Origin of the sequence: Syntrophomonas wolfei subsp. methylbutyratica (genome assembly GCF_001570625.1) — a bacterium.
In the GTDB taxonomy this organism is placed as follows: domain Bacteria; phylum Bacillota; class Syntrophomonadia; order Syntrophomonadales; family Syntrophomonadaceae; genus Syntrophomonas; species Syntrophomonas methylbutyratica.
The window spans coordinates 1-13,203 of sequence record NZ_BBQT01000001.1 but is presented as its reverse complement, the minus strand read 5'-3'; the positions used below and the strand labels follow the sequence as shown (position 1 = coordinate 13,203).

Genomic DNA, 13,203 nt, shown 5'->3' with positions numbered 1-13,203 from the left:
GGTCCCGGGTCAATCCGTCCTCTTGACCTTGATGGATAAGATGTTCTTGCCGTTTTCATATTTGTACCGGCTGCCGGCACTGCGGCTCTGAATAAGCTTCAGCCCGATATCGTGTTCGCTGCTGCCCTCGGTGATCCAGCGCTTGACCATATCATCAAAAACGCCGTTGTCCTTGCTTGGCTTCAGGAATTCGTTGAACTGTTCCCATGCCGGCACTCGGCGGAAAGGGTGGATAGATTTTGTTGAAAAAATTAAAATACCTGCTTTTGTTTATTATTTTTGCGCTCGTAATCGGATGCAGCGCGCAAACATCAAATCAATATGCGGATAAAAATAACTGGGCATTTTTCCCGGAAAGCAGCCAGCTTAGAAGTGCCGATGTTTTTTTGATTTGTCCCACCGTTTATATGGGTGAGGAAAATTCATTTAATATGGAAATGAACGATGCCAAGACCCGAGCCAGTTTTATGGGAGCGCTTAATATGGAAAAAGGGATTTATGAGAATGTTTGCAGTATATATGCGCCTTTCTATCGGCAGGCCGGGTTGAATGCTTATAGCCTCGATTCAACTGAAGCGGAACCATATTTTCAATTGGCTTATAGTGATGTTAAGCAATCATTTGCATACTATATGCAGGAATGCAATAATGGCCGGCCCTTGGTTTTAGCAGGCTTTAGCCAGGGTTCGGAAATGCTCTTGCGTTTAATGAAGGATTTATTCCAAAATAAAAGCTATAACGATCTTCTGGTAGGTGCCTATTTAATCGGCTGGCGAATTACCGAAGAGGATGTTGCTCAGTACCCGTATTTAAAAATGGCCCGGGGGGCTGACGATACCGGCGTTATAATCAGCTTTAATTCGGAAGCGGAATCGGTTAACACTTCACTGCTCGTTCCCCGCTCAACCCTGGCTATTAATCCCCTTAATTGGAAAACTACCGGCGAATATGCTGAGGCGGAGTTAAATCTAGGCGCAGTTTTTACCGATTATGAGGGAGATATTTTGAAGGAAATCCCGGCTCTAACCGGAGCCTATCTTGATCCGGAGCGGGGCACCCTTAAAGTAACCGGTGTATCTCCCGAGGATTACCCGCCCGTATTGGATATTTTTGAAAAAGGCGTATATCATCTCTATGATTACCAGTTTTTCTACCGCAATCTCCAACAAAATGTAGCACTTCGAGTGGATAAATATATAGAAGCACATGACTAGGAATGCTTTACCTCAGGGTGAGTAAAACTCAATCTACCTGTGAGTTCTTTCATATTGACCGGTATAGCCTTAATGAAACAATTACCGACTTTATTGTCATCGGCTGATGCTTTTGATGCAGCGATTTTAGCTCGTCGATTAGGAAATCAAAAGATGGCACACAATTATTTTGAACGGGCCGGTGATTCAGTTCTTTCCGATGTGCGGGCTTTGCATGAGTTTGCTCAAACGAAAATAGATATCGCCCGTAATTTGTGGATTAACAGAAGCGGAAAAGATAATTACCGGCGGGACACAAATCGTCGCTTATTAATGGAGGCCCGCGATTTACTGGAACGGGTAATTCAAATGGAAGCCCCGCCTATGCGTCATGCATGGGCATGGCGTGATTTGGGGAGGGTGCTGAAATGGTTGAAAGCGCCTATGGGAGATGTGAAAAACGCGTATTACAGAGCTATTGATTTATTGCCGGAAGAAAAAAGATTTCAAGAAGAGCTAAGACATTTGGACAGAACATGATTTTTGATAAATGGTTCTAATTTGATTGGATTTTCTATGTCATGATAAATGCCCTCCATAATGAAAAAAATGGGGGGCGTTTTCATGCCCGGGAAAGCCAAATGAAATAATTCCCAGCGTTTTGCGGCTCAGTTTGATGGTGTAAGCCAGGCGGGTCAGATCGTCCGCCATCAATAATTTGGGACAGAGTAATGAATCGGTATGATAAATCTTTGAATTAGGCGAGCCCAGTTTCTGCGAAAGACCTTTCTTGATTAAAATAAAGATGGGAAAAAATACAAAGAGTACCTTTCCCAGTGTTCTAAAATGCTATACTATGGATAAACTAAATAACTTGACTGACATAAAACCCGACAGAGTTTTTATTACCCACTCAAGGCCGCTTTTCTGAGAACATTGACCTTGTTAAAAGAACTGAAGAAGAGATGTATGATTTTAAGGAACTTTGTTACACGTGCCAGGCGTAAATTTCTTTCATTGTGGACCAAATACACTTGGCGTTTTATTTATGTTAAATTAACAAGATGTATGGGGGAGTGTGATATGATAAATTATGTTTTAACTTGTTGCTCTACAGCAGATATGCCTAATAACTATTTTAAAATAAGAAATATTCCATTTGTATGCTTTCATTATATTTTGGACGGACAGGAATATCTGGATGATTTGGGCGAAACTATATCCTTCGAAGAATTTTATAGTAGAATTGCCGCAGGTTCAATGCCTACAACATCACAGGTAAATGTGGGACAATATATAGATTTTTTCGACCCTTTTTTAAAGGAAGGAAAAGACATTCTCCACATTTCCTTTTCTTCTGGCTTATCGGGGGCCTATAATTCTGCAAATATTGCCAGAGAGCAGCTTTTATCGATATACCCTGATAGAAAAATCCTGATTATAGATTCCCTGGGAGCATCCTCGGGATATGGCTTGCTTACAGACATGGCGGCGGATATGCGGGATAATGGAAAAACACTTGAAGAAGTATATAATTGGCTTCAGAAAAATAAGCTTAATCTTCATCATTGGTTTTTCTCTACGGATCTTACCCATTATAAACGCGGCGGGCGTATATCAGCTGCATCTGCGGTTGTGGGGAGTTTGCTTAATATTTGCCCACTGTTAAATATGAACTATGAAGGAAAACTTATTCCTCGCAAGAAGATTCATGGTAAAATACAAGTAATTAAAGAAATCGTGCGTATGATGGAGATACATGCAAAAGATGGCATAAGTTATTCAGGGAAGTGCATTATATCTAATTCTGCTTGTTATGACGATGCACGTAAGGTAGCTGATTTAGTTGAGAAAAGATTTCCTTTACTCAATGGGCGTGTAATGATAAATAGTGTTGGTACCGTAATTGGTTCTCATACCGGTCCTGGAACTGTGGCTCTTTTCTTTTTAGGTGACAAGCGGGAGGATTAATTGAACCTTAATAGCAACTGCAAGGCATTGTAAAGGGCGGTCTTCGACCGCCTGCCTTCACCTCTGCCAACGCTCGTTTTGTATATTCATGCAACCCTTATGCAACAAAAAGGGTTTTTGCAGTGGAGTCAATTTTAAATATATAATTATATACGAAAGAAAGCCCAGCAGTCCTGGGCTTTCGGGCATATTTGGGCTGTTTGCCGGTTGAAAAAGCACTGGTTTCGGCCGTCTTACAGACGGTCATTTACACACCTCAACCTCCGCCGTTGAAACCAACTGTAACCTGTCCATTATCCACTATGACCGGAACCATGGTGTTGTTTGTGAGTTGCTTGATCTCTTGGATTCTTTCCCGGTGAACCGATAGATTAACTTCCTCGAATTGGATTCCCTGGGCGGTAAAATGCCGCTTTGCTCCCTCACAGTAAGGGCAGCCGGTTTTCGTGTAAATAATCAATGAGTTTGTCACCTCCCTAGCAGTACCAGTAGTAGTTATCCGTCCTTCGATGTGTTTCCCGAAGGAAACAAGAGGTATTCTTGTTGCTTTCTTATTCTATTTTATTATACCATCCAAGATAGCATGTCCCTACGCTGATCTTCGAATGCCAGCCTGATCGGGAATCATACTATTCCTTTTCATTAAAGCTAATTCAATGTATACAGTGATTGACAAAACACGGTTAAATCTGTATATTTATTTATAATTTAATATTCAAAGGCATTGACGGAGAGAGTACGTTTCAAGGTGAACGTTTTAGCGAGCCGGGGACGGTGCAAGCCCGGTACCAGTAGTCTGAACCCGAAAATCACTCCTGAGCTGCGGACCGAACGAATTATCCAGTAGGCTCCGACGGTTTTCCCCCGTCACCGGGAACGCATATGATGGTATGTCGTACTAATGGGTGGTATAGCGAATGTCTTTCTGGCTTTCGTCCCTTTATGGGACGAAAGCCTTTTTAGTTTTATTCAATTTTATCAATCATAATGATTGGAGGAAAGAGCAATGGCAAGCAATGATATGGTAGAAATCCGCTGGCACGGCCGGGGCGGACAGGGTGCCAAGATGGCCTGCCTGCTGCTGGCGGATGTGGCTGGTTTGGAAGGAAAATTCGTGCAGGGATTCCCGGAGTATGGACCAGAACGTATGGGAGCCCCTATTACGGCTTATAATCGCATCAGTGAAAAACGCTGTACCATCCATTCCAACATTTACTATCCGGATTATGTGGTGGTGGTGGATGAAACTCTGCTGGACAGCGTCGACGTTACCGGAGGACTGAAAGAAGGCGGTGCGATAATCATTAATACTCCCAGTTCTCCCCAGGAGATGCGCCCCCGGCTGCAGGGATGGACCGGAAAAGTCTGTACCATTGATGCCCGCAGCATTTCCGAAGAGATACTGGGCAGAAACCTCCCCAATACTCCTATGCTGGCCGCAGCGGTTAAGGTAAGCGGTGTTTTGGAAACCGGGCGCTTTTTGACGAATATTGAAGAATCCTTTAAACATAAATTTGCTGACAAGCCCCAACTTATTGAGGGGAATATGACAACCCTGAAAAAATCCATGGAGGAGGTACAGCTAGGATGATTCGTGCGAAAGATATCAATGAGCTTACCCCCTGGCAGGATCTGACTCCCGGCGGGGAGATCTACGAAGCAGGAACCGCACGGGCCTTCAATACCGGTACCTGGCGGACCAACACGCCCGTTTTTCACGAGGAAGCTTGTAAACACTGTATGCTTTGTGTTCCATTTTGTCCGGACAGCGCTATTCCGGTGAAGGACGGGAAACGTCTGGACTTCGACTATATGTACTGCAAGGGCTGCGGCGTCTGTGAGAACGTGTGTCCCTTCCCGGCGATTACCATGATGATTGGGGGTGTGGCCAGATGAGCAGCCGCCTTTCCGGCAACGAGGCTGTAGCTTATGCCATGAAGCAGATAAATCCTGATGTCATGGGAGCTTTTCCTATCACTCCCTCCACGGAAATTCCCGAATACTTCGCCGCTTATGTAGCCAACGGCGAGGTGAATACTGAATATGTAGCTGTGGAGTCCGAGCATAGTTCGATGTCTGTCTGCATTGCGGCACAAGCAGCAGGAGCCAGAGCTGTTAGTGCTACTTCATCCTGCGGACTGGCCCTGATGTACGAGCTTTTGTACGTGGCGGCTTCATGCCGCCTGCCGATTACCCTGGCCTGTGTCAACCGGGCTCTTTCGGGACCGATTAACATAAACCACGACTACTCCGATTCTATGGGAGCCCGTGATAGCGGCTGGATCCAAATCTACGCCGAAAATAACCAGGAGGCCTACGATAATATTATAATGGCCATGCCTATCGGCGAAACCCCAAGTGTACGCTTGCCGGTGATGACCTGTATGGACGGCTTCATTACCAGTCATGCCGTAGAGAATATAGAGCTTTTGGAGACGGATGCGGTACGCAAGTTTATCGGGGAATACAACCCTGAACACTACCTGCTGAAAAAAGAAAATCCGCTGGCGGTAGGACCATATGATGTGAGTGCCTATTATATGGAACACAAGGTTCAGGAGGCTGAGGCCATGAAGGCGGCCAAATCCCGCATACTGGAGGTAGCCGCAGAGTTTGAAAAGATTTCCGGCCGGCGCTACGGCCTGTTTGAAGAATATAGGATGGAGGATGCCCAGCTGGCTCTGGTTCTAATCGGCTCCACTGCCGGAACAGCCAAAGCAGCTATCGACAAGCTGCGGGAGGATGGAGTAAAGGCAGGGCTGGTTAAAATCAGAGTTTTCCGTCCTTTCCCTGGCGAGGAACTGGCGCGGGCGTTGGCGGGCACTAAAGCCGTAGCCGTTATGGATAAGTCGGAAGGCTTTTCAGCCAACGGAGGTCCTTTATTTGCCGAGACTTGCAGCGCTTTGTATAATCTGAAGGAACGCCCCTATCTGATTAATATCGTTTATGGTCTGGGCGGCCGTGATGTAAGGACCGAGGATATTGAAAAAGTCTTCGGCCGGCTGGCGGATATTGCTGTGACCGGTGAAACCCACCCGGCATATACCCATATGGGACAGAGGTCAAGGGAGGAGGAGACAGTATGAGTACGGTATATAACCTGAAACGGGAAGTAGAAAAGCCGATCCGTCTCACCGGAGGGCACCGGCTCTGTGCCGGCTGTAGCACCGGGGTAGTTGTGTCAGGGGTTCTGCGTGCCCTGGATAGAGAGGACCGGGCAGTGGTGGTTAACGCTACCAGCTGTCTGCAGGTTTCCACCTTTATGTATCCTTACACTGCCTATATGGACAGCTATATTCATTCTGCTTTTGAGAACTCCGCAGCTACCTGTTCCGGAGTGGAAGCAGCATATAATGCTTTGAAACGCCGCGGCAAGGTGGAAGGAACCGTCAAGTTCATTACTTTTGCCGGTGACGGCGGCACCTATGATATCGGGTTTCAATCCCTGTCAGGAGCCATGGAACGCGGTCATGACATGGTCTATGTTTGCTATGACAACGAGGCTTATATGAATACCGGAATCCAGCGTTCATCTTCAACGCCTCGTTTTGCCCGCACGACTACCACGCCTGTAGGTTCTGTGGGGCAGGGTAAGAAACAGAATAAAAAAGATCTGACGGAGATTTTGGTTGCTCATAATATCCCCTATGTGGCTCAGACTGCCCCCATAGGCAATTTCCGGGATCTGCACAGCAAATCTTATAAAGCCATTTATACTGAGGGTCCTTGCTTTTTGAACGTATTATCTCCTTGTCCTCGCGGATGGGACTACCCCATGGCTATGCTGGCGGAGATCATTAAGCTGGCGGTGGATACCTGCGTCTGGCCCCTTTACGAAGTAGAGGAGGGAGTATGGCGTTTGAGCTATATGCCCAAGAAAAAGCTGCCTGTGGAAGACTTTCTCCGCCCTCAGGGCAGATTCCGCCATATGTTCCGGCAAGGCAATGAGTGGATGATTGAAGAAGCGCAGAGCTATGTGGATCAAAAATGGGAACGCTTGCTGGAGCACAGCGGTGCTTAAATCTCTGCAGGGAATGGGAGTAAATCCAAAAAATATGCTATGATAGCTGTAAATAAAGGAGGTTTTGCCTGTGGAACAAACCATGTTTACTAATGAAGTCATTTTATCCTGGCTTCAATATTTTTCCCGGAATGCCCCGATCAACCTGGCAAAACTGAAGATGCTGGACATTACCGGGAAGAATAAGAACTTGATTCCAACCGTTATGAGCAACCGGGCAGTGCTGGTTTTTACGGATGCCGGACATCCGGATATCTTCTACGACATGTGGAATGCAGAACTGGGGGACTGTGATATCTGGTACAATGAGGGCTCAGATCCATCCGGCGAGATCAAGCACGACAAGGTCTCAGATATGATTAATCGCGGTATCAATGCCTCTGCAGCTATGTTGATTCTGAATCCTGACGCTGCCACGAATTATCATATAGGTATGGAGAACAGCCGTTTCTCCTGCGGCTCGGTGCAGTACGTGTGCCGGGAAGTCCGGGCGGTTATAATGAATAAGCTCAATCTGGGGGACCAGGATAATATATGTATAATCTCAGGTGAAAGCATCGCGGTGGAGGCCGCCATGATTGCTGCTGAGGGCAGTGTCATTGCTGTGGAATATGACCGCTGGGACCGGAATACCATGCAAGAAAATGTTAAGAAATTTGGCCTGAACAACGTAACCATCGTTGAGTCTCTGGGAAATGGCATCCCGGATAAGCTGCCGGTGCCGGATATAGCCTTTATAGTGGGTTCTCCCAGGATAGGCAGCGAAATAAAGACTCTGCTGTCCATCAATCCCCTTATGGATTTTGTGATCTATACCCTGGACTTCGAAGTTCTAATGTCCCTGCCTGCTTTATTTCGGGAAAACGGCCTGGAGCGAACTGAAGCCATCCATGTAGCGGTATCGCGAGTCAATAGCAAAAAAATGATGGAGCCATTTCCAGCTCCCTGGCTGATCTCCGGCAAAAGGGTTAAAGGTTAGTATCAGAGTAGAGTTACTGCCGGTGAAGGTCGCTGCTTTCCACCCAGCATAACCCCGCCTCCAACCAGAAAAACAGCGTGTATTTACTCCATACAAGACCCGGAAGGGTCTTTTTATGCTTCTATTTCCTAAACCATTATGTGTAGTATTTTGCAACTCATCAAGTTTAGATATAATGTATTTATGAACTTATTTGCAACAGGAGGCATCTGACCCATGTCTAAATCCGTTGATAGTTTTAATCTTTATAAAGTATCGGAGGCTATACTGGCTAATCCTCTTATGGCCTGTATTGTTGTTGATGAGCATGGCATAATTCGCTTTATCAATCAAGCCTACCTGGAATGGCTGCACAAAGACAAAGACGAAGTAATGGGAAAGCATATTCTTGAGGTTACGCCCCATTCCAAATTGCCTGAGGTCCTGCGCAGCGGGAAAAGCGATCTGGTTGACCTGTGGTCGGTTAATGACCGGGAGACGATCATCACCCGCTATCCATTGCTTAAAGATGAGCAGGTTATTGGGGCGGTGGGGCAGACTATTTTCCTGGATAAAGCCGGGGCGAAAATACTCATGAAGAAGCTGCAAACTATGGAAAAGGAGTATGAAACGGTATCAGAGGTCTTGGTGCAGAGTCCGTACCTCATATATGTGATTGTTGATAAAGCGGGTATTATTACTTTCATGAACCAGACTTACCTGCACTTATTGGGGATGAAAAAGGAAGATGTGGTGGGAAAACATATACTGGAGATAACCCCCCATTCCAAGCTGCCGGAAGTTTTAAGAACCGGTGATATACACAAAATTGACATATGGACCGTTAATGGCCGCGACACCATTATTACCAGAACCCCCATTATAAAGGATGGCGAGATTACCGGGGCGGTAGGGAGAAGCCTTTTTTTGGATATGTCCCAGGCTAAAATGCTTATAAACAAACTGCAAGAAACAGCGAAAGAACTCAATTACTATAGGGAGGAGTTTCGCCAGCTCTATCAAGCCCGCTGGCAATTTGATGATCTTATAGGAGTTAATCCCGAGTTTACGATGGTCAAAGCCATGGCCCAGCAATTAGCTCATACCAGATCTACCATCCTTATAACCGGGGAAAGCGGAACTGGCAAAGAATTGTTAGCCCAGTCCATACACAACCAGGGTGGACAGGAGGGGCCTTTTGTACGGGTCAATTGTGCTGCTTTACCCGAGAACCTGCTGGAATCCGAGCTCTTTGGCTATGAGGAAGGGGCTTTCACCGGGGCTAAAAAAGGCGGCAAGCCGGGAAAATTTGAGCTGGCCAAAGGAGGCACCATCTTTCTGGATGAAATAGGCGACATGCCTATAGGTATGCAGACCAAAATCCTCTCAGTGTTGCAAGAACGGGTGATTGAAAGGGTGGGCGGCACCACTCCCATTGCCATAAAAGTAAGAGTAATTGCCGCCAGCAATCGCGATCTGGAAAAGATGGTTGCTCAGCAAGAGTTCCGGGAGGACCTTTATTACCGTTTGAATGTAGTGCGTTTGCACATCCCTCCTTTGCGGGAACGAATGGAAGACATCCCCTTGCTCGTTAGTTATTTGATGGCTGGTATCAATACCCATCTTAATGCTAATGTAACGCATATTTCCAATGAAGCCCTGCATATGCTGCAAAATTATAATTGGCCGGGAAATGTGCGGGAGCTGCAGAACCTGCTGGAGCGGGCTATAAACCTGGCTTCGTTAAAGCAGGCTACCCGCCTGGGGGTACAACATTTCCCCTCGTTAACCGGGGAAGCACTTCCCCCCGCAGTTAATGAAAACGAGCATAGCACCTTGAACGATTCGGTGCAAAGATTGGAGAAAGAGCTGATAGAGCAAATGCTGAAATCAACCAACTATAATAAATCTCAGACAGCCAAAGAATTGGGTCTTAACAAATCGGTTTTATATAGTAAAATGCGGAAATACGGTTTGTTTAATTAGAACCCATCGCCTATTTTGTGAATAGGCGACCGCTTAGCGGGAACATATTTCACCTGCTTATATATTATGGAGAGTTGCAAAAACAGCCACATGGTTGGTAATCCATACGACTTTCTAAAGGCGTAAAATTGGACGATAACTTAATAAAGACGCTATGCCAGCAGTTGCATTATAAGACGATGGGGAATAATGGGTAGAGGGCAGGACTTGGACAAAACGCCTAATGCCCGAAGTTTTACGATTCGCATGAAAGTTGGCACGCTTTTTGCTTAATAGTCTGATGAGATAGATTCAGACTATTTTTTTTTACAACTATGACTCTACTGCAAAAAACCCTTTTTGTTGCATGGGGTTGCATAAATATGCAAAGCGAGCGTTGGCGAAGCATGGATGCTACACCCTTCACCCTTCGGGTACGCCTAGTGTTCCACCCTACGGGTGTCACTATTAAGGTTGCCTCCCATGGACGGGAGATTGGCGCGGTACCCCTTGAGCCGCGAGACAAGCCGTTGGTGTTGCCCATGCGTAGCGCCCTGTCGGGCACAACTGATGCTCCCTTCGGTCGCTATTAAGGACGCTGGAGCGGAATATTTATGCAAGCTAATGCATAATTATTACTTTTTGCAGTGGAATCAACTATAGTTATTTCTCTTAGATCTTTATTTAGATATCTGGAGTTATTTACTAAGGAGGTGAGAAATTTTAAGGTCTCTGTAGTTTATTCGATGAGGAGGTACTATCTTAATGGCTATTAACAAAATTGGAATGCTCGGTGCTGGTACAATGGGACAGGGTATAGCCTGGGCTCTTGCTTCTGCAGGCAAGAAAGTCGTACTTTATGATATTAAAAAAGAGTTTGCTGATAGAGCTATAAGCTCCATTGGGAAGAGTCTGGCCAGAGCAGAAGAAAAAGGGAAAGCTGCTCCCGGCACAAAGGATACTATAGTGGGTAATATTTTCGGAACAGACAAATTCGAAGACCTGAAAGATGTTGATTTTATAGTTGAAGGCGTTTTTGAAAACATGGACGTCAAAAAAGACGTTTACACCAAATTAGATGCTTTGCTGGCCCCTGAAGTTATAATCGCTACTAATACTTCCTCCCTTTCCATCACGGAAATAGCGGCTATTACCAAAAGACCGGACAAGGTTGTCGGAATGCATTTCTTCAACCCGGCCAATGTTATGAAATTAGTCGAGGTTATTCCTGCTCTGCAGACCTCGGAAGAAACTGTGCAAACCGTGGTTGACCTATCTATTGAGATTGGCAAAAAACCGGTAAAAGTTAAAGAAGGACCCGGCTTTGTGGTTAACCGCATCCTGGTTCCGGCAATTAATGAAGGTTGTGCCATCCTTTATGAGGGACTGGCTACTGCCGAAGACATTGATACAGCTATGAAATTTGGCGCCGGATGGCCCATGGGACCGCTTACTCTCTGTGATCTGGTAGGTGCTGATATAAGCCTGGCGGTTATGAATACCTTATATAACGAAACCGGAGACCCCAAGTATCGTCCTTCCGGTTTGCTAAAACAGTATGTTCGTGCTGGTTGGTTGGGGATGAAGACCAAGAAAGGTTTTTATAACTATTAATAGCATTTCTAAAGAAAAGTAAAGCGGTATTTCAAGATAAATAATTATTGAGAAAAATAATTGGAGGTATTAAATTATGGGATTGAATGAGGTTGTAATGGTAAGTGCTTGTAGAACTCCTATAGGTAAGTTTCTGGGCCAATTTAAAGATGTGCCGGCCAAGGATTTGGCAGTAACGGCAGGTAAGGAAGCCATCAAGAGAGCAGGGATTCCAGCTGAGATTATTGATGAAATTGTAATGGGGCAAGTTTACCAGGGCTTGCAGAAATCGCTGCCCGCACGTATTGTTGGTTTGGCCTGCGGGCTTCCTGAGCGTAGTAATGCCTGTGTTGTAAATCAGAACTGTACCTCTAGCATGAGAGCGTTGGAAATTGCCAGTCGCAACATTATGCTGGGAGTGACAGATATCGCGCTGATTGTCGGGGTGGAAAACATGACCCAGGCTCCCTATATGGTTCCCAGTGCCAGAACCGGGGCCAGAATGGGCGATGCCAAACAGATCGATTCCTTAACCCATGATGCATTGGTCGATTCATTGGTTCCGGGACATATGGGAATGACCGCGGAAAACGTTGCAGTTTTATATAACATTACTCGCGAACAGTGTGACGAGTTAGCGGTTAGAAGCCATACCAATGCTATAAATGCAACTGATAATGGCATTTTCAAGCGGGAAATCGTTCCGGTTGAAATTAAAACTAAAAAAGGTATAACAATTATTGAAACAGACGAACATCCTATTCGTGATTGCAGCATGGAAAGCGTGGGCAGGCTTAAAGCAGCATTTAAAAAAGATGGGGGTGTAGTAACCGCTGCCAATGCATCCGGCATCAATGACGGTGCCTCCGCCGCTGTTATCATGTCCAAACAAAAAGCTGCGGAACTGGGAATAACACCGCTTATGAAACTGGTCGCTTCGGTTGGGGTTGGGGTTGATCCCCAGATCATGGGGATCGGACCGGCGGAAGCGATTCCGGTAGCACTCGAAAAAGCTGGTTGGAAATTCGATGATGTGGATTATTGGGAACTGCATGAGGCGTTTGCACCTCAGTTCATAGGCTGCAAAATTCGCCTGAAAGAAAAATATGGCATGGACCTCTCTATGGATAAAGTAAATCATAATGGATCAGGTATTGCTTTGGGACATCCTATTGGCTCAACCGGACTGCGTATCGTGGTTTCTTTATACTACGAACTGGAAAGACTCGGCCTTAGCAAAGGCGGGGCTTCTACCTGCGTAGGAACCGGACCGGCCATGGCCTCTTTGTGGACCCGCGAAATCTAATAGCTTTACTTTAATATTTCCCTTGTAGGTGATGGTTTGCACCGCCATCACCTACGCTTTTAAAGTTATATATGCCAGTAAGGAGGAATTACCCTAAGATGGATTACAGCATGGAATATAAACGCAAACTGCTACCCGTCGAAGAAGCCATGAAAGTAGTTAAATCAGGTGACCTGGTGCAGTATGGGGAATTTGT

The 13,203-nt window shown here is 45.8% G+C and carries 13 protein-coding genes; 11 read left to right on the top strand and 2 right to left on the bottom strand.

Annotated elements, in window-relative coordinates; genetic code table 11:
- Positions 1 to 9: 9 nt before the first annotated feature.
- Positions 10 to 150, bottom strand: a complete 141-nt coding sequence (locus AWB54_RS15830; RefSeq protein ID WP_160328880.1) for a hypothetical protein — start codon at positions 148 to 150, stop codon at positions 10 to 12.
- 89 nt (positions 151 to 239) lie between these two features.
- On the opposite strand from AWB54_RS15830, the gene AWB54_RS00060 reads away from it, so the two are divergent.
- The 3 genes from AWB54_RS00060 to AWB54_RS00050 all read left to right on the top strand — a co-directional run bounded on the left by AWB54_RS00060 (position 240) and on the right by AWB54_RS00050 (position 3,164).
- Positions 240 to 1,214, top strand: a complete 975-nt coding sequence (locus AWB54_RS00060) for a DUF3089 domain-containing protein (protein ID WP_061212611.1) — start codon at positions 240 to 242, stop codon at positions 1,212 to 1,214.
- 54 nt (positions 1,215 to 1,268) lie between these two features.
- The gene (locus AWB54_RS00055) at positions 1,269 to 1,733 is read left to right on the top strand and encodes a hypothetical protein (protein ID WP_153014622.1); all 465 of its coding nucleotides are present in this window, start codon (positions 1,269 to 1,271) and stop codon (positions 1,731 to 1,733) included.
- Between the two features lie 543 nt (positions 1,734 to 2,276).
- On the top strand, positions 2,277 to 3,164 hold the full coding sequence (locus AWB54_RS00050) for a DegV family protein (protein ID WP_061212609.1): 888 nt from the start codon (positions 2,277 to 2,279) through the stop codon (positions 3,162 to 3,164).
- Between the two features lie 256 nt (positions 3,165 to 3,420).
- Here the strand turns inward: AWB54_RS00050 and AWB54_RS00045 are convergent, their stop codons facing one another.
- Complete coding sequence (locus AWB54_RS00045; protein WP_061212608.1) at positions 3,421 to 3,624, bottom strand: glutaredoxin family protein; 204 nt, start codon at positions 3,622 to 3,624, stop codon at positions 3,421 to 3,423.
- Positions 3,625 to 4,170: 546 nt separating this feature from the next.
- Between AWB54_RS00045 and AWB54_RS00040 the strand changes: the two genes are divergently transcribed.
- The 8 genes from AWB54_RS00040 to AWB54_RS00005 all read left to right on the top strand — a co-directional run bounded on the left by AWB54_RS00040 (position 4,171) and on the right by AWB54_RS00005 (position 13,007).
- The gene (locus AWB54_RS00040; protein ID WP_061212607.1) at positions 4,171 to 4,755 is read left to right on the top strand and encodes a 2-oxoacid:acceptor oxidoreductase family protein; all 585 of its coding nucleotides are present in this window, start codon (positions 4,171 to 4,173) and stop codon (positions 4,753 to 4,755) included.
- Complete coding sequence (locus tag AWB54_RS00035) at positions 4,752 to 5,060, top strand: 4Fe-4S binding protein (RefSeq protein ID WP_061212606.1); 309 nt, start codon at positions 4,752 to 4,754, stop codon at positions 5,058 to 5,060. The genes AWB54_RS00040 and AWB54_RS00035 overlap by 4 nt, the downstream gene beginning before the upstream one ends.
- Positions 5,057 to 6,250, top strand: a complete 1,194-nt coding sequence (gene porA / locus AWB54_RS00030; protein ID WP_061212605.1) for a pyruvate ferredoxin oxidoreductase — start codon at positions 5,057 to 5,059, stop codon at positions 6,248 to 6,250. Before AWB54_RS00035 ends, porA begins: the two co-directional genes overlap by 4 nt.
- Positions 6,247 to 7,185 (top strand): thiamine pyrophosphate-dependent enzyme, encoded by a 939-nt coding sequence (locus AWB54_RS00025; RefSeq protein ID WP_061212604.1) that lies wholly within the window; start codon positions 6,247 to 6,249, stop codon positions 7,183 to 7,185. Before porA ends, AWB54_RS00025 begins: the two co-directional genes overlap by 4 nt.
- A 70-nt stretch (positions 7,186 to 7,255) precedes the next feature.
- The gene (locus AWB54_RS00020; protein WP_061212603.1) at positions 7,256 to 8,164 is read left to right on the top strand and encodes a bifunctional cobalt-precorrin-7 (C(5))-methyltransferase/cobalt-precorrin-6B (C(15))-methyltransferase; all 909 of its coding nucleotides are present in this window, start codon (positions 7,256 to 7,258) and stop codon (positions 8,162 to 8,164) included.
- A gap of 216 nt (positions 8,165 to 8,380) precedes the next feature.
- On the top strand, positions 8,381 to 10,129 hold the full coding sequence (locus tag AWB54_RS00015; RefSeq protein ID WP_082735915.1) for a sigma 54-interacting transcriptional regulator: 1,749 nt from the start codon (positions 8,381 to 8,383) through the stop codon (positions 10,127 to 10,129).
- 744 nt (positions 10,130 to 10,873) lie between these two features.
- Complete coding sequence (locus tag AWB54_RS00010) at positions 10,874 to 11,722, top strand: 3-hydroxyacyl-CoA dehydrogenase family protein (RefSeq protein ID WP_153014621.1); 849 nt, start codon at positions 10,874 to 10,876, stop codon at positions 11,720 to 11,722.
- A gap of 76 nt (positions 11,723 to 11,798) precedes the next feature.
- Entirely contained in the window at positions 11,799 to 13,007 is a 1,209-nt protein-coding gene (locus tag AWB54_RS00005) for a thiolase family protein (RefSeq protein WP_061212602.1), read from the top strand.
- Positions 13,008 to 13,203: the final 196 nt, after the last annotated feature.

What these genes read in the sequence shown, in the direction of transcription:
- AWB54_RS00010 (WP_153014621.1), top strand. Translation starts at nt 10,874, where the DNA reads ATGGCTATTAACAAAATTGGAATGCTCGGTGCTGGTACAATGGGACAG.
- AWB54_RS15830 (WP_160328880.1), bottom strand. Translation starts at nt 150, where the DNA reads ATGGTCAAGCGCTGGATCACCGAGGGCAGCAGCGAACACGATATCGGG.
- AWB54_RS00005 (WP_061212602.1), top strand. Translation starts at nt 11,799, where the DNA reads ATGGGATTGAATGAGGTTGTAATGGTAAGTGCTTGTAGAACTCCTATA.
- AWB54_RS00050 (WP_061212609.1), top strand. Translation starts at nt 2,277, where the DNA reads ATGATAAATTATGTTTTAACTTGTTGCTCTACAGCAGATATGCCTAAT.
- AWB54_RS00015 (WP_082735915.1), top strand. Translation starts at nt 8,381, where the DNA reads ATGTCTAAATCCGTTGATAGTTTTAATCTTTATAAAGTATCGGAGGCT.
- AWB54_RS00035 (WP_061212606.1), top strand. Translation starts at nt 4,752, where the DNA reads ATGATTCGTGCGAAAGATATCAATGAGCTTACCCCCTGGCAGGATCTG.
- AWB54_RS00025 (WP_061212604.1), top strand. Translation starts at nt 6,247, where the DNA reads ATGAGTACGGTATATAACCTGAAACGGGAAGTAGAAAAGCCGATCCGT.
- AWB54_RS00040 (WP_061212607.1), top strand. Translation starts at nt 4,171, where the DNA reads ATGGCAAGCAATGATATGGTAGAAATCCGCTGGCACGGCCGGGGCGGA.
- porA (WP_061212605.1), top strand. Translation starts at nt 5,057, where the DNA reads ATGAGCAGCCGCCTTTCCGGCAACGAGGCTGTAGCTTATGCCATGAAG.